This is a genomic window from Cryobacterium sp. TMT2-14 (genome assembly GCF_004402465.1).
GTDB lineage: Bacteria > Actinomycetota > Actinomycetes > Actinomycetales > Microbacteriaceae > Cryobacterium > Cryobacterium sandaracinum.
In genome coordinates this window covers 27,011-47,268 of record NZ_SOFV01000010.1, presented here as the reverse complement: position 1 = coordinate 47,268, position 20,258 = coordinate 27,011, and the positions used below count along the sequence as shown (strand labels likewise).

Below are 20,258 nucleotides of genomic sequence, written 5' to 3'. Positions count from 1 at the left end.
CCGGACGCGCCCGTTCAACGATCAAAGCCGGGGAAGGTCAGCCTGTCACCGGGGCGGCGACCAGTTCCACGGCGCGGGCCAGGGCGTCGCGCACGGCGAGCACGCCCGGTCGGCTGGCACTCGAGCGCCGGGCCGAGGAGAAGACGGTGCGGAGCGGCCCGCCGGGCAGCTCGACACCGCGAACGGTCGGCATCTTCCCGGCCCAGATCAGGTCCGGCAGGATGCCGACGGCATTGCCGGATTCGATCAGGCGGATGTGCGCGATCAGGTCGGCCGTCTCGAACCTCACGTCGGGCTCGAATCCCGCCGACCGGCAGAGCTGGGTCGCCCAGTGCCGTGAGGCGGTTCCCTCCGGCTCCATCACCCAGGGCAGATCGGCGGCGTCGGCGAGCGACGCTGCCGCCGCGCGGCCGCCGCGCGAGGGCGGAACGGCCAGCCGGAGCGCATCCGTCGCCAGGTTCACACGGTCCAGGTCAGGCCAGTGCACCCGGGTGTGCCCGGGATACTGTTCGGCGAGCACGAGGTCGAAATCGCGCGCAGACACCTCGAACAGGCCGCGCTCCGGCTCGCGCTCGGTGACCTCGACCCGCAGCTCGGGGAACTCCTCGGCGAGCAACGTGAGGGCCTGAGGGATGAGGGCGTGCGCCGCGGACTGGAACAGGGCCACGCGCACCGTGCCGGACACGGTCGTCAGCGACGCGGTCATCTCCGCCTCGGCCAGTTCCAGCCGTTCGAGCAGGTAGGTCGTGTGCAGCACCAGAACCTCGGCCTGCGGGGTGAGCCGCACCCGGCGCCCGACCTTCTGCAACAGGGAAACCCCGGCCTCTTTCTCCAGTAGCGCAAGCTGCTGCGACACGGCGGACGGGCTGTAAGCGAGGGCCTCAGCGACTCCCGCCAGGGTGCCGCGGATCTTGAGCTCGTGCAGTAGACGCAGTCGGCGCACATCCAGCATCCGTCACCCTCCTCGATCGTCTCAATACTGATCATAAATGCTAATCAATATCGATCATAAAGATTCGCTTTTGCTAAAGGAACGGAAACCTCACACTGAAAGCAGCCGTCCGCCGTGAACGAAAGAACTAGCCTCGTGACCATGACCAACTCCACTCCATCCGTGCAGCACGATCTCAGCGCCGATGTGGTCGCCCTCGTGCAGAAGTGGCTCGCCGAGAGCGCCACGATCCCCGCCGACCTGTCGGCCCAGCGCCTCGCCGGCGTGCTGAAAGACCCGAACGGGCTCGACTTCACCGTGGGCTTCGTCGACGGCGTCATGCGCCCGGAAGACCTCATGGTCGCCGGCTACAACCTGCAGAAGGTTGCGAAACAGGCGCCCGGCTTCCTGCCCTCCTACCTGCGCGCGGCCATCGGCCTCGGCGGCGTGCTCGGCCCGGTGGTGCCCTGGGTGGTCATCCCCGCCGCGCGAAAGGTGCTGCGCCAGATGGTCGGGCACCTGGTCGTGGACGCCACGCCCGAGAAGCTCGGTCCGGCGATCGCCCACCTGCGCGAGTCCGGCAACCGGCTCAACATCAACCTGCTCGGCGAGGCCGTGCTCGGGGAGAAGGAGGCGCTGCGCCGCCTCGAGGGAACCCGCGCCCTGCTGGCCCGCGACGACGTGGACTACGTCTCGATCAAGGTCTCCTCCATCGCCAGCCAGCTGTCGATGTGGTCCTTCGACGAGGCCGTCGACCGCGTCGTCGAACGCCTGACCCCGCTCTACGAGCTGGCGGCGGGGGGCGGTTCGACCACCGGGGGCGGCTCCACCACCGGGGCCAAGTTCATCAACCTCGACATGGAGGAGTACCGCGACCTCGACCTCACCATCGCGGTGTTCGAGCGCATCCTCGACCAGCCTCAGCTGCTGCACTTGGAGGCCGGCATCGTGCTGCAGGCCTATCTGCCCGACGCCCTCGGGGCCCTGCAGGGTCTTACCCACTGGGCGCAGGGCCGCCGGGCCGCGGGCGGAGCCCCGATCAAGGTGCGCGTCGTCAAGGGCGCCAACCTGGCCATGGAACACGTCGACTCGGCCGTGCACGACTGGCCGCTGGCGACCTACTCCACCAAGCAGGACAGTGACACGAACTACAAGCGCGTGCTCGACTGGGCCTTCACCCCACAGAACACGGATGCCGTCAAGATCGGCGTCGCCGGCCACAACCTCTTCGACGTGGCCTGGGCCCACCTCCTGGCCACAAAGCGCGGCGTGGACGACCGGGTCGAGTTCGAGATGCTGCTGGGCATGGCCACCAGCCAGGCCGAGGCCGTGAGCCGCGACGTCGGCCGCCTCCTGCTCTACACGCCCGTCGTGAACCCGGCCGAATTCGACGTGGCCATCAGCTACCTGATCCGCCGCCTCGAGGAGAACGCCAGCCAGGACAACTTCATGTCGGCGGTGTTCGAGCTGACGAGTTCCCCGCAGCTCTTCGACCGCGAGAAGGAGCGGTTCCTGGCCTCTCTCGCGGGCCTCGACGCGGTCGTCCCACAGCCGAACCGCCGCCAGGACCGTACCCAGGTCACCCAGCTCGATGCAGCCGGCCGCGGCGAGGTACCCGCAAGCGAATCCGGCGATGACGAGGATGAATTCGGCGACGAGTCCGGCGTCGGGCTCACCGCAGCCGTGCTCGGGCTCACCCGCGGCTCGGTCGAGAGCCTGCCGCACCTCGGTTTCCACAACGAACCCGACACAGACCCGTCCCTGCCCGCGAACCGGGCCTGGGGTCGTCACATCCTGAGCCGGGTCGAGACCTCCACGCTCGGGCTGGACGCCATCCGTGACGCCCGGGTCAGCGACCCGGCCGAGCTGGACCGCCTGATTGAGGCCGCGGCGGCCTGCGGCGCCGCCTGGGGGCAGCGCACCGGAGCGGAGCGCGCCGCAGTGCTGCACCGGGCCGGGCTCGCGCTCGCCGCGAACCGCGACCGCCTGATCGAGGTGATGGCCGCCGAAACCGGTAAGACCATCGCCGAGGGTGACCCCGAGGTCAGCGAGGCGATCGACTTCGCCCACTACTACGCCGAACGGGCCCGCGACCTCGACGCCGTGCAGGGCGCGATCTTCGTGCCCTCGAAGCTGACCGTGGTCACCCCGCCGTGGAATTTCCCGGTAGCCATCTCCGCCGGCGGCGTGCTCGCCGCCCTCGCGGCCGGCTCCGGCGTCATCGTCAAGCCCGCCAAGCTCGCCCAGCGTTCCGGCGCGGTCATGGTCGAGGCGCTCTGGGAAGCCGGCGTGCCGCGCGACCTGCTCGTGCTCGTGGACCTCGCCGACCGGGAACTGGGTACCCGCCTGATCTCGCACCCGGCCGTCGACCGCGTCATCCTGACCGGGGGCTACGAGACCGCGCAGCTGTTCCGCAGCTTCCGCGAGGACCTGCCCCTCCTGGCCGAGACAAGCGGCAAGAACGCCATCATCGTCACTCCCTCCGCCGACCTCGACCTCGCCGCCGCCGATGTCATCAAAAGCGCCTTCGGGCACGCCGGGCAGAAGTGCTCGGCCGCGAGCCTGGTCATCCTGGTCGGATCGGTCGCCAAATCGGAGCGCTTCATCAGTCAGTTGACGGATGCCGCGACCTCCCTGCGCGTCGGCCGCCCCTCCGACCCGGTCACCCAGATGGGCCCCATCATCGAGCCGGCCGAGGGCAAGCTGCGCCACGCCCTCACCACGCTCGGCGTCGGCGAAAAGTGGCTGGTCGAGCCCCAGCAGCTCGACGAGTCCGGCACCCTCTGGTCGCCGGGCATCCGCACCGGGGTGCTGCCCGGCTCCTACGTGCACCTGACCGAGTTCTTCGGGCCCGTGCTCGGAGTGATGCACGCCCGCGACCTGGCGGAAGCCATCCGTTTCCAGAACGCGGTCGACTACGGCCTCACCTCGGGGCTGCACTCGCTCGACCCGGCCGAGCTGACCGAATGGCTGGACACGATCGAGGCCGGCAACCTCTACGTGAATCGTGGCATCACCGGCGCGATCGTGCAGCGCCAGCCCTTCGGCGGCTGGAAGCGCTCGGCCGTGGGACCGGGCACCAAGGCCGGCGGCCCGAACTACCTGTACGGGTTCGGCAGCTGGGTGAGCGAAGCCGGCCGCAACAGCTCGACGCTCCACCTGCGCGGCCTCGACCAAACCGTCACCGCCCTGATAGAGGCGGCGCAGACCGTGCTCGACTACGCGGACTTCGACGTGCTGCGCCGGTCGGCGCTGAGTGACGCGCTGGCCTGGCGCGACGAGTTCGGCGCGGTCAGGGACGTCTCAGACCTCGGTCTCGAACGCAACCTGTTCCGCTACCGCCCGCTGCCCGTCACCGTGCGCCTGACCGAGGCCGGCACCCTCGCCGACCTGCTGCGCGTGATCATTGCCGCGACCCTGTCGACGGCGTCGTTCGAGGTCTCCAGCGCCATCCCGGTGCCGCCGATGGTGCGCAACGTGCTCGCCGAGCGCGAGATCGCGGTCTCGGTCGAGAGCGACGACGAATGGCTGCAGCGGGCCGAGGCCGGTGGCATCCGCACCAGCCGGGTGCGCCTGATCGGCGGGGACCGCCTGACAGGGGCGCAGGCAGAGGCCTCCCGCCTGGCCCACGCGCTCGGCGGCAGCCCGGACATCGCGGTGTACGCACACCCCGTCACCCAGGCCGGCCGGGTCGAGCTGCTCCCGTTCCTGCGCGAGCAGGCGATTTCGATCACGGCGCACCGCTTCGGCAACCCGAGCACACTCTCCGAGGGGATCATCTAGGGGCCGGGCTGCGTCCCGTGCGACGGCGGCCGACCACAAGGCTAAAATAGGCCTTTGGTGGCCGCAGTCTGCGGTCGACTGCACCAGCAGGAGTGCGGACAACGATCAGGCTTCTGGTGCACAATGATCGAGGCGCGGCTGACCACTGCTGCAATTCGACAGGGGATCCACAGTTGGACGGTAACGCAACGACGACGCACCGCAATGTCGCCCTGCTGTCGGTGGCGACCGAGCTCGCCCCGCAGGTCACGACCTCGGTGGACATCGATCGTCGCCTGCAGCCGGCCCTCAAACGGCTGAAGCTGCCGAGCGGCCTGCTCCAGCGGGTGGCGGGCGTGCACGAGCGCCGTAACTGGGCGCCCGGCCAGGCCTTCGACGACGCGGCCGTCGCGGCCGGCACTCGCGCCCTGGCCGCCGCCGGCATCCAGCCGGGCCAGGTCGGCCTGATGATCAACACCTCGGTGACCCGCAAGCACCTCGAGCCCTCGGTGGCCGTGCGCATCCACCACGGCCTCGGCCTGCCCTCCTCGGCCACGAACTTCGACATCGCGAACGCCTGCCTCGGTTTCGTCAACGGCATGACCCTGGCCGCACAGCTGATCGACTCCGGCCAGGTGCAGTACGCCGTGATCATCGACGGGGAGGACGCCGACGAGATCCAGACCAACACGATCGAGCGCCTCGGCCGCCCGGACATCAACCGCAAGGACTTCATGAGCGAGTTCGCGAGCCTGACGCTCGGCTCCGGCGCGGCCGCGGCCGTGCTCGGTCGGGCCGACGCGCATCCGGAGGGGCACCGCATCCTCGGCGGCGTGACCCGCGCCGCCACCGAGTTCAACGGCCTCTGCGTCGGTAGCGTCGACGGCATGTTCACCGACGCCAAGGCGCTGCTCAAGGGCGGCATGGAGCTCGTCGTTTCGGCCTGGACCGAGGCCAAACGCGACTGGAACTGGTCGGGCATGGACCGGTACATCCTGCACCAGGTGTCGGATGTGCACACCGACGCGATCGTGAAGGCGACCGGGCTGGACCGCAGCCGGGTGCCGCTCACCTACCCGCTGTACGGCAATGTGGGGCCCGCGTCGATCCCGATCACCCTGGCCGAGGAAGCCGCGCGGCTCAGGACCGGCGACCGGGTGCTGCTGATGGGCGTCGGCAGTGGCCTGAACACGGCCATGATGGAACTCGCCTGGTGAAGCGCGGCTCTGCCCCCGTGTCCTACCGTCTCCCGCGCGCCGCGGCGACGCCGGCGCCCGCGTCCCTGCCGCCGGCCGGCCTGTCGGGGCTCGATGCCGCGTTCTCGCGCCTGGTGCCGGTCGTGTCGACCGCCTCCGGGCATCCGGTCACCCGCACCTGGCACCTGCTCGACAACGCGGAGCGTCTCGCCGAGCTGGGCGTCACCCCCGTGGGCACGGTGCTCTGCGTGCACGGTAACCCCACCTGGTCCTACCTGTGGCGCGAGTTCGTCACGGCGGCGACGGATGCGGCCTGTCACGGCGGTGAGGCCTGGCGCGTCATCGCCGTCGACCAGCTCGAGATGGGCTTCTCCGAGCGAAGCGGCGCGGTGCGCCCGCTCGCCACGCGCGTGCGGGACCTGGGCGAGCTCACCGACACCCTCGGCCTGGCCGGCCCGGTGGTCACCTTCGGTCACGACTGGGGCGGGTCGATCTCGCTCGGCTGGGCCGTCGATCACCCGGACGTGCTCGCCGGGGTCATGCTGCTGAACACGGCCGTGCACCAGCCGAGCAATGCGCCGGTGCCGGCCCCGCTGCGGCTGGCCCTGCGGAGCAGCGTGCTCGGCTCCGGCACTGTGGCCACGCCGGCGTTTCTGGAGACGACACTGGCACTGGCGCACCCGCCGCTTCCGGCCGCGGTGAAGCAGGCGTATCGCGCGCCCTACCGCGGCGCGGCCCGCCGCGGCGGGATCGGCGCGTTCGTCGCCGACATCCCGGTGCATGGCGCACACGAAAGCGCGGCCGAAATCGCCCGCATCTCCGGCGGCATCCGCGACCTGACCGTACCGGCCCTGATGCTCTGGGGCCCGACCGACCCGATCTTCAGCGATCGCTACCTCGACGACCTCGTGGACCGCCTGCCGCACGCGGACGTGCATCGCTTCGAGGGTGCCGGGCATCTCGTCATGGAAGACGTCGACTACGCCGCGGCCGCCCTGACCTGGCTCGGCGACCGCGCGGTGCCTGCCGCTGCAATCGCCGCTGCCGCCTCCGCCGCTTCCTCCGCTGCCCCTCAGGTTGCCGTTTCGGTCGAACAGGGTGTGGACGGCTGGGCGGCCGGCGAGCGGCATCCGCTCTGGCACTATCTGGACGAACTGCAGAACAGCGACGAGACCGCGCTGATCGACATGGCCCCGCCCGGGGGCGGCGCACCCCGCGTCGTCAGCTGGCGCCTGCTCTCCCGGCGGGTGCGGCAGCTCGCCTGCGGCCTCGATCGTATCGGCGTGCGGAAAGGCGACCGGGTCTCGCTGCTCGTTCCACCCGGCGCCGACCTGACCGCGGTGCTCTACGCCTGCGTGCGGATCGGCGCGGTCGTGGTGGTCGCGGATGCCGGCCTCGGCCTACTCGGGCTGACCCGCGCCGTGCGCGGCGCGCGCCCCGACCACGTGATCGGCGCCGCCCCCGGGCTGCTCGCCGCCCGGGCCCTCGACTGGCCCGGCCAGAAGATCTCCGTGGCGCGGTTTCCCCGCGCCGCCATGCGCGCCCTCGACATCTCCGCCACCCTCGCCGAGCTGATCGCGCTCGGCGGGGACGAGCAGCTTCCGCCGCCGCCGGAACCCGGAGACACTGCCGCCGTGCTGTTCACCTCCGGCTCGACCGGGCCGGCCAAGGGCGTCGTCTACACGCACGGCCAGCTCGCCGCGGTCAGCCACGCGCTGTTCGCGCAGTACGGCGTGGGCCGCGGCACCGGCCTGGTGGCCGGCTTCGCCCCGTTCGCGCTGCTCGGCCCGGCCCTCGGCGCCCGCTCGGTGACCCCGGACATGGACGTGACGAAGCCGAAGACCCTGACCGCCGCATCCGTCGCCGCCGCGGTCGCCGCCATCGACGCGACCGTGGTATTCCTGTCGCCGGCCGCGCTGGCCAACGTCGTGGCCACCGCCGGCAGCCTGACCGCCGCCGACCATGTCAGCCTCGCCGGCGTGTCGAGCTTTCTCTCCGCTGGTGCCCCCGTCTCCGAGCCACTGCTCGCGGCCGCGGCCCGGCTGATGCCGTCGGCCTCCGCGCACACGCCCTACGGCATGACCGAGGGGCTGCTGATGGCCGACATCTCGCTCGACGGCATCCGCGAGGCGATGGCCACGGCGACCACGCCGGGGGTCTCGCCGTCTGCCTTGTCCTCTGCCGCGACGGCGACGGATGCCCCGGCCGGCCCCGGCGGGGTCTGCGTCGGCCGCGCGACGGCGACCACGCGCATCCGCACGAGCGCCCTCGACGCCGAGGGGCACGCCACCGGCGAGCTGTCGGAGGCCGCCGGGGTCACCGGCGAGATCGTGGTCTCCGCGCCGCACGTCGAGGACCACTACGACCGCCTGTGGCTGACCGACCGGGCCGCCCGCAGCGGCGCCGTGCCCGGTGAACGCTGGCACCGCACGGGCGACGTCGGGCACTTCGACGACGCCGGACGCCTCTGGGTGGAAGGGCGCCTGCCGCATGTGATCACGACGGCGACCGGCGTCGTGACCCCGGTCGGTCCCGAGCAGCGCATCGAGTCCGTCGCAGCGGTGGCCCGGGCCGCCGTCGTCGGGGTTGGGCCGACCGGCACCCAGCAGGTGGTCGCCGTGGTCGAGACCCGCACGCCGACCCGCCGGGTCGCGCTGGCCGACCCCGGGCTGGCCGCCGCCGTGCGTGCCGTCGCGGGGCTGCCGCTGGCCGCGGTGCTGGTCGTGCCGCACCTGCCCACGGACATCCGTCACAACTCGAAGATCGACCGCACCCGGCTGGGGCGCTGGGCCGGCGGCATCCTATCCGGCGCGCGGATGACCCGCCCGTGAGGCGCCTCTCGCGTCACGCGCAGGCTGCGCCCCTCCGCTGCCGGCACGCCACGCGCGCAGCGACGCAGCACCCGCGCAGCACATTTTCGCCGACGGTGCTGCCGTGAGGGTGCTTGTCACCGGGGCCAGCGGCTTCCTCGGCCGGGCCGTCGCGGCCGAGATCGCGGCCGCCGGACACGAGGTGCGAGCCTTCCAGCGGCGCCCGTCGGGCGTGCCCGGCGTGACCGACCTACTCGGCTCGGTCACCGCGCCCGCCGAGGCCCGGCGCGCCGTCACCGGAATGGACGCGGTCGTGCACCTGGCCGCCAAGGTGTCCCTGGCCGGCAGCCCGGCCGAGTTCGCCGCCGTGAACGTGGGCGGCACGCGCACCCTGCTGGCCGCGGCCGCGGATGCCGGAGCCTCCCGCTTCGTCTTCGTGTCGTCGCCCTCGGTCGCCCACACCGGGGCATCCATTGTCGGCAGCGACGCCGAGCCGGCCGACCCGGCCGAAGCCCGCGGTCCCTACGCCCGCACCAAGGCCGAGGCCGAACTGGTCGCCCTCGCCGCGGATTCGGCCGCCCTGCGCGTGGTCGCCGTGCGGCCGCACCTGGTCTGGGGCCCGGGAGACACCCAGCTCGTGGCCCGGATCGTCGAGCGTGCCCGCGCCGGACGCCTGCCGCTGCTCGGCCACGGCGCCGCCCTGATCGACACCACCTACATCGACAACGCCGCCACGGCCATCGCGGCAGCCCTCGATCAGGCCGACGCCGTGCACGGCCGCTCCTACGTGATCACGAACGGGGAGCCGCGGCCGGTCGCCGAACTGCTCGCGGGCATGTGCCGGGCCGCCGGCGTGCCGGCGCCGGCCTGGCGGGTCCCGGCCGGGGTTGCCCGCGGTGCGGGGGCGCTGATCGAGGCGGCCTGGCGCATCCGTCCGGGCGCCGACGAGCCGCCGATGACCCGGTTCCTGGCCGAGCAGCTCTCGACCGCGCACTGGTTCGACCAGCGCCGCACCCGGTCCGAGCTGCGGTGGACGCCCGCGGTGAGCCTCGATGAGGGCTTCCGCCGCCTCGCCGCCTCGTACGACGGCTAGCTTTCTCGGGCACTGGCGGCCTCAACGGATGCCCAGGGCCGTCCGTGCGATCGCCAGCGCCCCTTCCGCGCGCTGACGGAGCCCAGTCGTTGACGGATTCCGATCACCGGGGCCTGCCGGGCGCGGCGGCTCGCTAGGCTCGTCACGTGACCTGGCCCCGCGACCTCCCCGCCCAGCTGGCCGGACTGGCGCCGACCCTGCTCGGGATCGCGCTGCTCATCGCGATCGTCACGCTGGTGCTGCGCGGCTACCGGGTGCCGCATCCGTTCGCACCGGCCCTCGCCGTGCTGCGCGGCGCCCTGCAGCTCGCCGCGATCAGCCTGATCCTCAGCGGCATCATCTCCGACCCGTTCTGGGTCGGCGTGGGTCTGGCGGTCATGTTCACCGCTGCGGTCGGCACGGTCACCCGCCGGATCGGCGCCACCCGGCGGCACGCGGCCTGGGTGGCCGCCTCGATGGGCCTGGGCGTGATGGTCACCCTCCTCGTGGTCTTCGGCACCGGCGCGCTCGAGTTCACGCCGCGCTACGTGTTGTCGTTCGGCGGCATCATCATCGGCAACGCCATGTCGATCGCCACGCTCTCCGGCCGGCGCTTCACCGAGGGCGTGACCGAGCACTGGGAGGAGGTCGAGGGCTGGCTGGCCCTCGGCGCCACCCCGCGCCAGTCCACCCGAGAACTGGCCTGCCGCGCGGTGTACTTCGCCCTGATCCCCTCGACCGACCAGACGAAGACCACCGGGCTGGTCACGCTGCCCGGAGCCTTCGTGGGAGCGATTTTCGGTGGAGCCTCGCCGCTCGAGGCAGGGCGGTTCCAGATCGTGGTGCTTGCCGGCATCCTCTGCGCCGGATCGATCGCGGCGGTCGCCCTGATCCACCTGCTGGCCCCCGTGACCCGGCGCCCCGTCCCGGTGCCGGGCTAGCGACACGCGCCGCGCTGATGTCCTCGGCGCCGGCCGGTCCGATCCTGCTGGGAGCCGGGCGGCTACTCGGCGGAGCGGTGAATCAGCCGGGAGAGCACGATCGCGCTGCGGGTGTGGTCCACGTTGGGTGCCAAACGCACCTTTTCCAGCGCCGCCTCCAGACCGGGGATGTCCCGGGCCCGGATGTGCACGATGGCGTCGGCGCTGCCCGTGACGGTTCCGGCGTCCACGACCTCTGGCACCCCGGACAGGATGCGCAGTAATTCCTCGGGCGCCACGGTGCCGCGGCAGAACAGCTCGACGTAGGCCTCGGTGCTCATGCCGTCGATGGCCGGATCCACCTGGATGGTGAAACCGCGGATGACGCGGTCGGCCACGAGCCGGTCGACCCGGCGTTTCACGGCCGACGCCGAGAGTCCGACGACCGAGCCGATATCGCCGTATCCCGCCCGGGCGTTCTGGCGGAGCAGGTCGAGAATGCCACGGTCGAGGTTGTCCATGCCGAGAGTCTAGGGGGCATCGTTGCGCTGGCGCACGCATTAACGCAGAAAACCCGCGCCCGATAGCGCAATTCACTGGATAGCTGCGCCGTGGCGAGCGGACCAGCGGGCGGACGTGCGGCATCCGTCATCGCCCGTTGTGGCGGAAAACTGCGTGAGGGGCCGGACGCGCGCACGTTTTCGGCGCAGAGTGGGATGCACATCCGATTCGTGCTGTGTAAGACTAAGCATGGCGTCTCTGCCCAGGCGTTTCGTGTCGGCAGAGCTCTCGTGAGTGACCTGGTCCGCCATCCACCCCGCCAGCCGACCTCACCCGAAGGGGGCGGATGGCCGCCGAAGGAGTCACCATGTCGACCAACCTCACCGCCCCGAACCTGGACGAGCTCGTCTCGCCGGCCCTTCCCGTGCGCACGCCCGTCAAGCGCACCGTGCTGATGTGCAAGCCCGAATTCTTTTCCGTCGTCTATCGCATCAACCCCTGGATGGATCCCGCCATCCCGACGGACACCGCGCTCGCCGTCGCCCAGTGGCAAACGCTTCACGACACCTATGTCGGCCTCGGCTTCGACGTGCACCTGATCGAACCCGTCGACGGCCTGCCGGACATGGTCTACGCGGCCAATGGCGGATTCGTCATCGACAACATCTCCTACGGCGCGGCCTTCACCTACGCCGAACGCCAGCCGGAAGGTCCGGCCTACATGGACTGGTTCGGTGCCAACGGCTTCGACGTGCGCGTGCCGGCGGAGATCAACGAGGGCGAGGGCGACTTCCTGCTCGTGGGCGACGTGATCCTCGCGGGCACCGGGTTCCGCAGCGCCTCGAACAGCCATGAAGAGGTGTCGGCGATCTACGGCCGCCCCGTGATCACGCTCAACCTGATCAATCCGAGCTTCTACCACCTCGACACGGCCATCGCCGTGCTCGACGCGTCGCCGGCCACGGGCAACGGCGAGATCGCCTACCTGCCGAGCGCGTTCGACGAGCCGAGCCTGGCCATCCTGCGCGAGCGATTCCCGGACGCCATCATCGTCGCCGAGGAGGACGCGGCCATCCTCGGCCTCAACTCCTATTCCGACGGCTACAACGTGGTCATCGCCGCGCGGGCGAAGGGCTTCGAGGCCCAACTGCGCGCCCGCGGCTTCAACCCGATCGGGGTCGACCTGTCCGAGCTGCTGCTCGGTGGAGGAGGCGTGAAGTGCTGCACCCTGGAGCTGCGCCGATGACCGACCCGATGACCGACCAGGCCACCGACCAGGCCACCGCCCCGGCCGCCGCGCTCGGACAGGCCGCGTATATCGCGCTGGAAGACGAGCACGCGGCCCACAATTACCATCCGCTGCCCGTGGTCGTCGCGTCCGGCGACGGCGCCTGGGTGACGGATGTCGACGGCCGCCGCTACCTGGACTGCCTGGCCGCGTACTCCGCGGTCAACTTCGGCCACTCCAACCCGCTCCTGTTGGACGCCGCTCGCGAGCAACTGGGCCGCATCACGCTCACCAGCCGCGCCTTCCACAACGACCAGCTCGGCCCGTTCGTGACCGCGCTCGCCGAGCTCTCCGGCAAGGACATGGTCCTGCCGATGAACACGGGCGCCGAGGCGGTGGAGTCCGGCATCAAGGTGGCCCGCGCCTGGGGCTATCGGGTCAAGGGCGTCGCCGCCGGGATGGCGAACATCATCGTGGCCGGGGAGAACTTTCACGGCCGCACCACCACGATCGTCAGCTTCTCCGACGACGAGTCGGCCCGTAAGGATTTCGGGCCGTTCACGCCGGGGTTCCGCACGGTTCCCTACGGAGACGCCGCGGCCCTCGAGGCTGCGATCGACGCGAACACGGTCGCGGTGCTGCTCGAGCCCATCCAGGGCGAGGCCGGCATCGTCGTGCCGCCGGCCGACTACCTGCCGGCCGTGCGCGAGATCACGAACCGCCACAATGTGCTGTTCATCGCCGACGAGATCCAGTCCGGCCTCGGCCGCACGGGAGCGACCTTCGCTTGCGACCTGGTGGGCGTCGTTCCTGACCTCTACCTGCTCGGCAAGGCACTCGGCGGCGGCATCGTGCCGGTCTCGGCGGTCGTCGGCAATCGGGACATCCTCGGCGTGCTCCGCCCCGGCGAGCACGGCTCGACCTTCGGCGGCAACCCGCTGGCGGCGGCCGTCGGCCTCGCCGTGGTGAAACTGCTGGCCACCGGCGAGCAGCAGGAGCGCGCGCGCGTTCTCGGCGCCCGCCTGCACGACGGGCTGACCGGGTTGATCGGCCAGGGCGTCGTGGCCGTGCGTGGCGCCGGCCTCTGGGCCGGCATCGACATCGACCCGACGCTGGCCCCCGGCCGGGTGGTCTGCGAGGCCCTCCTGGCCCGCGGCGTGCTCGCGAAGGACACCCACGGCTTCACCATCCGGTTGGCCCCGCCGATCGTGGTCTCCGGGGCCGACCTCGACTGGGCGGTCGAGCAATTGGCCGCCGTGCTCGCAGAGCTCGCCGCCGCGTAGCCGAGCCGCCGAGTTATCCCGCTTGTGCCGAGTTGACCCGCTGGAACGGGTCAGCTCGGCACAAACGCCGACACTCGGCGAGGTGCGGCCGGCCGGGCGGCCACGACACTACACGCCGACGGATGCCGCCACCGGCTGCGCGATGCGGCCGAGGCGTGCGAGCTGGGTGACGTGGCCCGGCTCGAGCTCCTCCAGGCTGTTCACGCCGAGCAGTCGCATGGTGCGGGAGACCTGCTCGGAGAGGATCTGGACGGCCCGGTCGACGCCGGCCTCGCCGCCGGCCATCAGGCCGTAGAGGTAGGCGCGGCCGACCAGGGTGAAGCGGGCACCGAGGGCAACGGACGCGACGATGTCGGCGCCGCTCATGATGCCCGTGTCCAGATGCACCTCGTATTCGCTGCCGACCTCGCGCACGACGTTCGGCAGCAGGTGGAACGGGATCGGGGCGCGGTCGAGCTGGCGCCCGCCGTGGTTGGAGAGGATGATGCCGTCCACGCCGAGGTCGGCGAGCGTGCGCGCATCCGCCAGGCTCTGTACGCCCTTGACGACGATCTTGCCGGGCCACTGCGCCTTGATCCAGGCCAGGTCCTCGAAGGTGACGGTGGGGTCGAACATGGTGTCGAGCAGGTCGGCGACTGTGCCGCTCCAGCGGTCGAGGCTGGCGAAGGCGAGCGGTTCGGTGGTGAGGAAGTTGATCCACCACTCCGGCCGCGGCAGTGCGTTGATGACCGTTCCGGCGGTCAGGGCCGGCGGGATCGAGAAACCGTTGCGCTTGTCGCGCAGGCGCGCGCCGGCCACGGGCACGTCCACAGTCACCAGCAGGGTGTCGTAGCCGGCCTTCGCGGCCCGGTCCACGAGCGCCATCGAGCGGTCGCGGTCCTTCCACATGTAGAGCTGGAACCAGTTGCGCCCGTGGGGGTTCGCGGCCTTGACGTCCTCGATCGACGTGGTGCCCATGGTCGACAGGGAGAAGGGGATGCCGGCCCGGGCCGCGACGTGGGCGCCCGCGATCTCACCCTCGGTCTGCATCATCCGGGTGAACCCGGTCGGGGCGATTCCGAAGGGCTGGGCCACGTGGGCGCCGAGCACGTCCCAGCCCGTCGACACGGCCGACACGTCCCGCAGGATCGACGGGTTGAACTCGATGTCCTCGAAGGCCTGGCGGGCACGGCCCAGCGACAGCTCAGCCTCGGCGGCGCCGTCGGTGTAGTCGAACGCGGCCTTGGGGGTGCGCTTCTTGGCGATGTCGCGCAGGTCGTAGATGGTGAGCGCGCCCTCGAGGCGGCGCTTCTTCGCGTTCAGTTCGGGGGTCTTGAAGTGCATCAGCGGGGCAAGGTCTTTGATCTTCGGGATGCGTCGTTGAACCATGGTCGAAGGGTCCTTTCTATCGGGCCACCGGGTGCCCGTTGGCATCCGTGTGGTCGTTGGCGAAGAGGTCGGGCAGGTGGTTGGCAAGGTGGGTTTCGGCGTAGTAACCCGCGATATGGGACTGCACGAGGCTGCGGGCGGCCGGGGGATCGCCGGCCTCGATCGCGCCGAGGATCGCGCGGTGTTCGGTGCGGAGACGGGCGGAGGTGTCGGGCCAGGAAGTGAGGCTGGTCGCGCCCGCCCGCACATAGCCCTCGATGGCACTGCGCAGCCCCGCCATCGTGGCGGTCACGACCTGGTTGCCCGATGCGGTGGCCAGGGCCAGGTGGAACGCGGCGTCGAGGGCCAGGAATTCCCCCTCGGTCAGCGCGGGAGACTCCATGGCGCAGAGCAGCAGCTCGGGCGTCGTCAGGTCGGGGTGCAGGGAGGCGTTGGCGTCCATGGTGGAACTGGCCTGGGCGGATGCCTCCGCCAGCTCGGTCACGACCGAGGCCTCGAGCACCAGCCGGGTCTTGACCACGTCAGAGACGGGGAACCCCTGCGCCGCCACCTGCAGACGCATCAGCGCCGACATGCCGCCGCCGGGCAGGGCCACGATGATCGCACCCGCCGTGGGCCCCGACCCGGCGGACGTGCGAAGCAGCCCGAGCACTTCGAGCACCCGGATGGCCTCGCGCACGCTGGACCGTCCGACGCCCAGCTCGGCGGCGAGGGCCCGCTCGGGCGGGAGATGGTCACCCGGGCGTAGTCGCCCACTGAGGAGATCCAGCTCGATGTTCTGCAACACGACTTCCCAGGCACGGCGTTCGATGCTCATGGGCTCCTCCTCGACGTTGGGGTGGCATGCGGTGTGCCCGGCGGGGATCATGCGTCGGGCGGTGTGGTCTGACCACACGCTACACGACGCGCCCGATGCGCACCAGCGCCCGCGGCGCATCCGTCACCGGGTATACGCCGTCGGCACCTTCAGGCCGCACTCAGGCTGGTCAAGTCCGCGGTCTCGTTCACCGTCCACGGGACGACTGGGAGGCCGAGGCCACCCAGGTTCGGGCTGGATTCGGGCTGCCCGACGCCCGGTCAGGAATCCCCGCTCGATCGGGCCCCCAGGGTCAGATCCGGGGCGATTTGCCGGGTGAGGTTCAGTGACGCCCAGTCGAAGCTCTGCAGGACTGACCGATCCGACTGCCGGGGGTGTTCGCCTGCTCAGGGAAGCCCGGCGACTGCTGGTAGCCGCAGTCCAGGGTGCGGATCTCGGCCAGGCTCAGGTCGCGCACCCGGTCGTCGGCATAGGGAAAGGCCGAGTCGCCGGGGAACGCGGGAGCGGCGTCGGCGCATTTGCTGGACGTCATCACGTCGTCGTGCCACACCACCACCTGGTTGGCACTGGACAAATGGGTGTCCAGCTCGAGTGTGCTCACACCCAACTCGGGAGACCCGGCGAAGGCGGTCAGTGATTCCTCGGTCCACTGGCCGCGGCCGCCGCGATCAGGATTGAGCACATTGCGTGGTTCCCCTGGAGTTGCGTGAACCGGCGGCAGTCCGCCTCCGGTTCTCCACGCTGCGAACCGGACGTGGCCGGGGTGGAGAGGTCGTTCCGATCGCTGACCGGGCCTGGTCACGGCGGCGGGCTCCGTGCGAACGCAGAGGATCTCAGATGAAGAGCAGCACGATGCCGAGCACGCCGGACGCGGCACCGATGCCGAGCAGGATCAGGCCGGTCAGGCGCAGTGCCCGGCCCTCGGCCTCCGGGGTGTGGGTGCGACACCGGGAGGGGGTGCGGAGGCTGAACCAGACCGGCACGTCGTCGCCGGGCGCGAGCCCGTGCGTCTCGTGTGTGTTCGCCGGGCACTCGTGCACCTCGCCGTCACGGTCGAACCAGCGGATGACCGTTCCGGCCCGGGAGGACGCGATGACGCCATCCGTCAGTACCCAGCGACCCTTCACGCCGCGCGCGACGAGACCGGCCGCGAAGAGTGCCCCGCCGACGGCCAGGCCGATCAGGGTCAGCACCTCGCTGAGGAGGGAAACGAGCGAGAAGGTGTCCACGTTGCCCCTTCCCGGTCGTCGTAACGGTACGGGCAAAATCGTACCGTGCCCTCCGGGCCGGATGCCGCGACCCTGCCGATGCCCCCAGGTCTGGGGGCACACGGTAAGGTCAAGCAATGAGCTCGGTTGTTGAACAATCTCCCACCCGTGACGACCGAAGCTTCCTCGGACAGCCTCGCGCCCTCGCCAACGTGTTCGGCGTCGAGATGTGGGAGCGGTTTTCGTTCTACGGGATGCAGGGCATCCTGCTGCTCTATTTGTACTACTCCGCGGCCGACGGCGGCCTCGGGATCCCGCAGGCCACCGCGGCAGGCATCGTGGGGGCCTACGGCGGCGGCGTTTACCTGTCGACCATTCTGGGAGCCTGGGTGGCCGACCGCCTGGTGGGCTCGGAGCGGGTGCTCTTCTGCAGCGCCATCGTGATCGCGGTGGGGCACGTGGCACTCGCTCTCCTGCCGGGCCTCGGCGGCGTGGCGACCGGGCTCATCCTGATCGCGCTGGGCAGCGGCGGGCTCAAGGCCAACGCGACCAGCGTCGTGGGCGCGCTCTACGCCAAGGACGACCCTCGGCTCGACGCGGGCTTCTCGCTCTTCTACCTCGGCATCAACCTGGGTGCCTTCTTCGGGCCGGTCCTGACCGGCCTGCTGCAGACGACCCTCGGCTTCCACTACGGGTTCGGGCTCGCCGCCGTGGGGATGGCGATCGGCCTGGTGCAGTACTCCTTCGGCCGCAAGCGCCTGCCGGCCATCGTGCACGAGGTGCCGAACCCGCTGCCGGCGTCGCGCCACGCCGGCTACCTCTGGGCCGCGATCGCAACGACCGCCGTGATCGTGGTGCTGGTCCTGCTCGGCGTGATCACGGCATCCGGCCTGGTCACCATCGTTATCGCGCTGACCCTGATCGCCACGGTCTGCTACTTCGTGGTCATCCTGCGCAACCGTCAGATCACCGCCCTCGAGCGCAAACGCGTCTACGCGTTCATGCCGCTGTTCGTGGCCAGTGCCGCGTTCTGGTCCCTCTCCCAGCAGCAGTTCACGGTGGTGACCATCTACACCGACGAACGGCTCAACCGCGACGTGTTCGGCTGGGAGCTGCCGGTGTCGTGGGTGCAGTCGTTCAACCCGGTCTTCATCATCCTGCTCTCGGGTGCCTTCGCCGCGCTGTGGACGCGCTGGGGTTCCCGTCAGCCGTCCACCCCGGTCAAGTTCGCGTTCGGCACCGCGCTGATGGGTTCCGCGTTCCTGCTGTTCCTCCCGTTCGTCGACGGCGGCCCGAATTCGACGCCACTGCTCGCGATGATCGCGATCCTGTTCGTGCTCACGGTGGCGGAGCTTCTGATCGGACCGGTCGGCCTGGCCGTCACGACGCGGCTCGCCCCGGAACCCTTCAAGACCCAGATGGTCGCGCTGTTCTTCCTCTCGATCGCCCTGGGCACCGCGGTGTCCGGCTGGCTCGCCGAGTGGTACACATCGGTGTCGGAGACGGTCTACTTCAGCGTGATCGGCGGGGTCGCGATCGTGCTCGGGCTGTTGCTCGCACTGATCGCCCGACCGATCCTGCGGCTGATGAACGGCGTGCGCTGACCGGCATCCGTCAGCCGAGTGGATGCCAAGCGATTCGTTGTGTTGCGCCCGCAGGCTCAGAGCTGGCTGCACCGCGCGGACTCTGTTCAGCAAGGGGGCGCGCGGTGTCCGGTGTTGAACCAATTCGACGGAGAATCTGAGCGAAACCTGCTTTTTCGGGCCTTATGGCAACGATTTGGGCAGAATCTCCGTCGAATTCGTTCGGGGAGAACTGCCGCCAGGCTCGTCGGGTCTCACTCCGCTAGCGCGTCGCCGTGGCCTCGACGATCGCGATTTCGCGGGTGGCGGTCTCGGCGGTGCGGCCGTCTCCGTCGTGGTGCACCCGCATTCGTGGGGTCATGCCCCGGCGGAACCGTACCCGCAGGCTGCGGTAGCGCACCATCCAGAAGAGCACCGCCCCGGCCGCGAGGAGGCCCGAGAGCGCGGCCACGCCCAGCGCCCAGCGCGGGCCGAACTGGTCGGCTACCCAGCCCACCAGGGGCGCCCCGAGTGGCGTGCCGCCGGCGAAGATCGCCATATAGAGCGCCATCACCCGGCCGCGCATGGCCGGCCGCGTCGTGGTCTGCACGTAGGCGTTCGCGGTGGTCATCAGGGTCAGCGAGGACAGGCCGACGAAGGTCAGGGAGATCGCGAAGGTCAGGTAGTTGGGCATCACCGCGGCCACAGCGCAGGACAGGCCGAACGCGAAGGATCCGACGATGACCAGACGCAGCCGCGGCCGGCCGCGACGGGCGGCCATCAGCGCGCCCGCGACGGAGCCGATGGCCATGATCGAACTGAGCAGCCCGAACTCGCTGGCACCCATGCCGAACTCGACCGTGGCCATCGTTGCCGTGAAGATCGCGAAGTTGAAGCCGAAGGTGCCCACCAGGAAGACGGTGATCAACACGACGATGATGTCTGGCCGGCGGGACACGTACCGGAAGCCAGCCATCAGCTGTCCCCGCTCGCGGGTGGCCCGCGGCTGCGGCCTCAGCTGCACGGTGCGCAGAAGAGTCATCGCGAGCACCGTCGCCGCGAACGTCGCCGAGTTGATCATGAAGACCCAGCCGGCGCCGACGGCGACCGTGAGCAGCCCCGCGGCGGCCGGTCCGATCAGCCGGGCGCCGTTGAACGATGCGGAGTTGAGGGCCACGGCGTTCGGGAGGTCGTTGTCGGAGACCAGCTCCGACACGAAGGTCTGGCGGGCGGGGGCGTCGATCGCCGCGACGATCCCGAGGCCCAGGGCGAAGAGGTAGACGTGCCACAGCTCCGCGACTCCGGTGACGGTGATCACACCGAGGCCGAGGGCGAGCAGGCCCATCAGGGTCTGCGTCAGGATGAGCAGTCTGCGCCGGTTGAACCGGTCCGCGATGAGGCCGGACCAGGGCATCAGCACGAGCTGGGGCCCGAATTGCAAAGCCATCACGATGCCCACCGCGGTGGCGTTGTAATCGGTCAGTTCGGTCAGCACGATCCAGTCCTGGGCCGTGCGCTGCATCCAGGTTCCGATGTTCGACACGAGGGCCCCCGCGAACCAGATTCGATAGTTCGGGATGCTCAGGGAGCGGAACATGTT

Annotated in this window: 15 protein-coding genes; 8 read left to right on the top strand and 7 right to left on the bottom strand. The window is 70.6% G+C overall.

The window, feature by feature from the left end:
* Positions 1-37: 37 nt before the first annotated feature.
* On the bottom strand, positions 38-952 hold the full coding sequence (locus E3O28_RS04860; RefSeq protein WP_104099920.1) for a LysR family transcriptional regulator: 915 nt from the start codon (positions 950-952) through the stop codon (positions 38-40).
* A 141-nt stretch (positions 953-1,093) separates the two neighbouring features.
* Between E3O28_RS04860 and E3O28_RS04855 the strand changes: the two genes are divergently transcribed.
* The 5 genes from E3O28_RS04855 (at position 1,094) to E3O28_RS04835 (ending at position 10,712) form a co-directional block, all read left to right on the top strand.
* Entirely contained in the window at positions 1,094-4,714 is a 3,621-nt protein-coding gene (locus E3O28_RS04855; protein ID WP_134415333.1) for a bifunctional proline dehydrogenase/L-glutamate gamma-semialdehyde dehydrogenase, read from the top strand.
* 173 nt (positions 4,715-4,887) lie between these two features.
* Positions 4,888-5,910: a 3-oxoacyl-ACP synthase III gene (locus E3O28_RS04850; protein ID WP_104099919.1), complete on the top strand. Its 1,023-nt coding sequence runs from the start codon at positions 4,888-4,890 to the stop codon at positions 5,908-5,910.
* Entirely contained in the window at positions 5,907-8,720 is a 2,814-nt protein-coding gene (locus E3O28_RS04845) for an alpha/beta fold hydrolase (RefSeq protein WP_241973018.1), read from the top strand. Before E3O28_RS04850 ends, E3O28_RS04845 begins: the two co-directional genes overlap by 4 nt.
* A 103-nt stretch (positions 8,721-8,823) precedes the next feature.
* Positions 8,824-9,792 carry an NAD-dependent epimerase/dehydratase family protein gene (locus E3O28_RS04840; protein ID WP_134415332.1) on the top strand — a complete coding sequence of 323 codons (969 nt, stop codon included), beginning with the start codon at positions 8,824-8,826 and terminating at the stop codon, positions 9,790-9,792.
* Positions 9,793-9,938: 146 nt separating this feature from the next.
* The gene (locus E3O28_RS04835) at positions 9,939-10,712 is read left to right on the top strand and encodes an ABC transporter permease (protein WP_174720184.1); all 774 of its coding nucleotides are present in this window, start codon (positions 9,939-9,941) and stop codon (positions 10,710-10,712) included.
* Between the two features lie 62 nt (positions 10,713-10,774).
* Here E3O28_RS04835 and E3O28_RS04830 read toward each other — a convergent pair whose 3' ends face one another.
* Positions 10,775-11,212, bottom strand: a complete 438-nt coding sequence (locus tag E3O28_RS04830) for an Lrp/AsnC family transcriptional regulator (protein ID WP_104099917.1) — start codon at positions 11,210-11,212, stop codon at positions 10,775-10,777.
* Between the two features lie 434 nt (positions 11,213-11,646).
* On the opposite strand from E3O28_RS04830, the gene ddaH reads away from it, so the two are divergent.
* Complete coding sequence (gene ddaH, locus E3O28_RS04825; RefSeq protein ID WP_233191239.1) at positions 11,647-12,438, top strand: dimethylargininase; 792 nt, start codon at positions 11,647-11,649, stop codon at positions 12,436-12,438.
* An 8-nt stretch (positions 12,439-12,446) separates the two neighbouring features.
* Positions 12,447-13,703 carry an ornithine--oxo-acid transaminase gene (gene rocD, locus E3O28_RS04820; protein ID WP_134415344.1) on the top strand — a complete coding sequence of 419 codons (1,257 nt, stop codon included), beginning with the start codon at positions 12,447-12,449 and terminating at the stop codon, positions 13,701-13,703.
* Positions 13,704-13,811: 108 nt separating this feature from the next.
* On the opposite strand, the gene E3O28_RS04815 is transcribed toward rocD, so the two are convergent.
* The 4 genes from E3O28_RS04815 to E3O28_RS04800 all read right to left on the bottom strand — a co-directional run bounded on the left by E3O28_RS04815 (position 13,812) and on the right by E3O28_RS04800 (position 17,117).
* Positions 13,812-15,071: an alpha-hydroxy acid oxidase gene (locus E3O28_RS04815; protein WP_134415331.1), complete on the bottom strand. Its 1,260-nt coding sequence runs from the start codon at positions 15,069-15,071 to the stop codon at positions 13,812-13,814.
* A gap of 16 nt (positions 15,072-15,087) precedes the next feature.
* Complete coding sequence (locus E3O28_RS04810) at positions 15,088-15,888, bottom strand: GntR family transcriptional regulator (protein ID WP_104099915.1); 801 nt, start codon at positions 15,886-15,888, stop codon at positions 15,088-15,090.
* A gap of 322 nt (positions 15,889-16,210) precedes the next feature.
* Positions 16,211-16,570 carry a glycerophosphodiester phosphodiesterase family protein gene (locus tag E3O28_RS16880; RefSeq protein WP_233191235.1) on the bottom strand — a complete coding sequence of 120 codons (360 nt, stop codon included), beginning with the start codon at positions 16,568-16,570 and terminating at the stop codon, positions 16,211-16,213.
* Positions 16,571-16,721: 151 nt separating this feature from the next.
* Positions 16,722-17,117 (bottom strand): sortase, encoded by a 396-nt coding sequence (locus E3O28_RS04800; protein ID WP_104099914.1) that lies wholly within the window; start codon positions 17,115-17,117, stop codon positions 16,722-16,724.
* Positions 17,118-17,233: 116 nt separating this feature from the next.
* Between E3O28_RS04800 and E3O28_RS04795 the strand changes: the two genes are divergently transcribed.
* The gene (locus tag E3O28_RS04795) at positions 17,234-18,700 is read left to right on the top strand and encodes a peptide MFS transporter (protein ID WP_134375169.1); all 1,467 of its coding nucleotides are present in this window, start codon (positions 17,234-17,236) and stop codon (positions 18,698-18,700) included.
* Positions 18,701-18,941: 241 nt separating this feature from the next.
* On the opposite strand, the gene E3O28_RS04790 is transcribed toward E3O28_RS04795, so the two are convergent.
* A complete protein-coding gene (locus E3O28_RS04790) occupies positions 18,942-20,255 on the bottom strand; it encodes an MFS transporter (RefSeq protein WP_134342539.1) in 1,314 nt (437 codons plus the stop codon).
* Positions 20,256-20,258: the final 3 nt, after the last annotated feature.

Bases quoted from the DNA above. Each gene is read 5' to 3' on its own strand.
- E3O28_RS04860 (WP_104099920.1), bottom strand. From the start codon at position 952: ATGCTGGATGTGCGCCGACTGCGTCTACTGCACGAGCTCAAGATCCGC.
- E3O28_RS04830 (WP_104099917.1), bottom strand. From the start codon at position 11,212: ATGGACAACCTCGACCGTGGCATTCTCGACCTGCTCCGCCAGAACGCC.
- E3O28_RS04790 (WP_134342539.1), bottom strand. From the start codon at position 20,255: ATGTTCCGCTCCCTGAGCATCCCGAACTATCGAATCTGGTTCGCGGGG.
- rocD (WP_134415344.1), top strand. From the start codon at position 12,447: ATGACCGACCAGGCCACCGACCAGGCCACCGCCCCGGCCGCCGCGCTC.
- E3O28_RS04810 (WP_104099915.1), bottom strand. From the start codon at position 15,888: ATGAGCATCGAACGCCGTGCCTGGGAAGTCGTGTTGCAGAACATCGAG.
- E3O28_RS04815 (WP_134415331.1), bottom strand. From the start codon at position 15,071: ATGGTTCAACGACGCATCCCGAAGATCAAAGACCTTGCCCCGCTGATG.
- E3O28_RS04855 (WP_134415333.1), top strand. From the start codon at position 1,094: ATGACCAACTCCACTCCATCCGTGCAGCACGATCTCAGCGCCGATGTG.
- ddaH (WP_233191239.1), top strand. From the start codon at position 11,647: ATGTGCAAGCCCGAATTCTTTTCCGTCGTCTATCGCATCAACCCCTGG.
- E3O28_RS04795 (WP_134375169.1), top strand. From the start codon at position 17,234: ATGAGCTCGGTTGTTGAACAATCTCCCACCCGTGACGACCGAAGCTTC.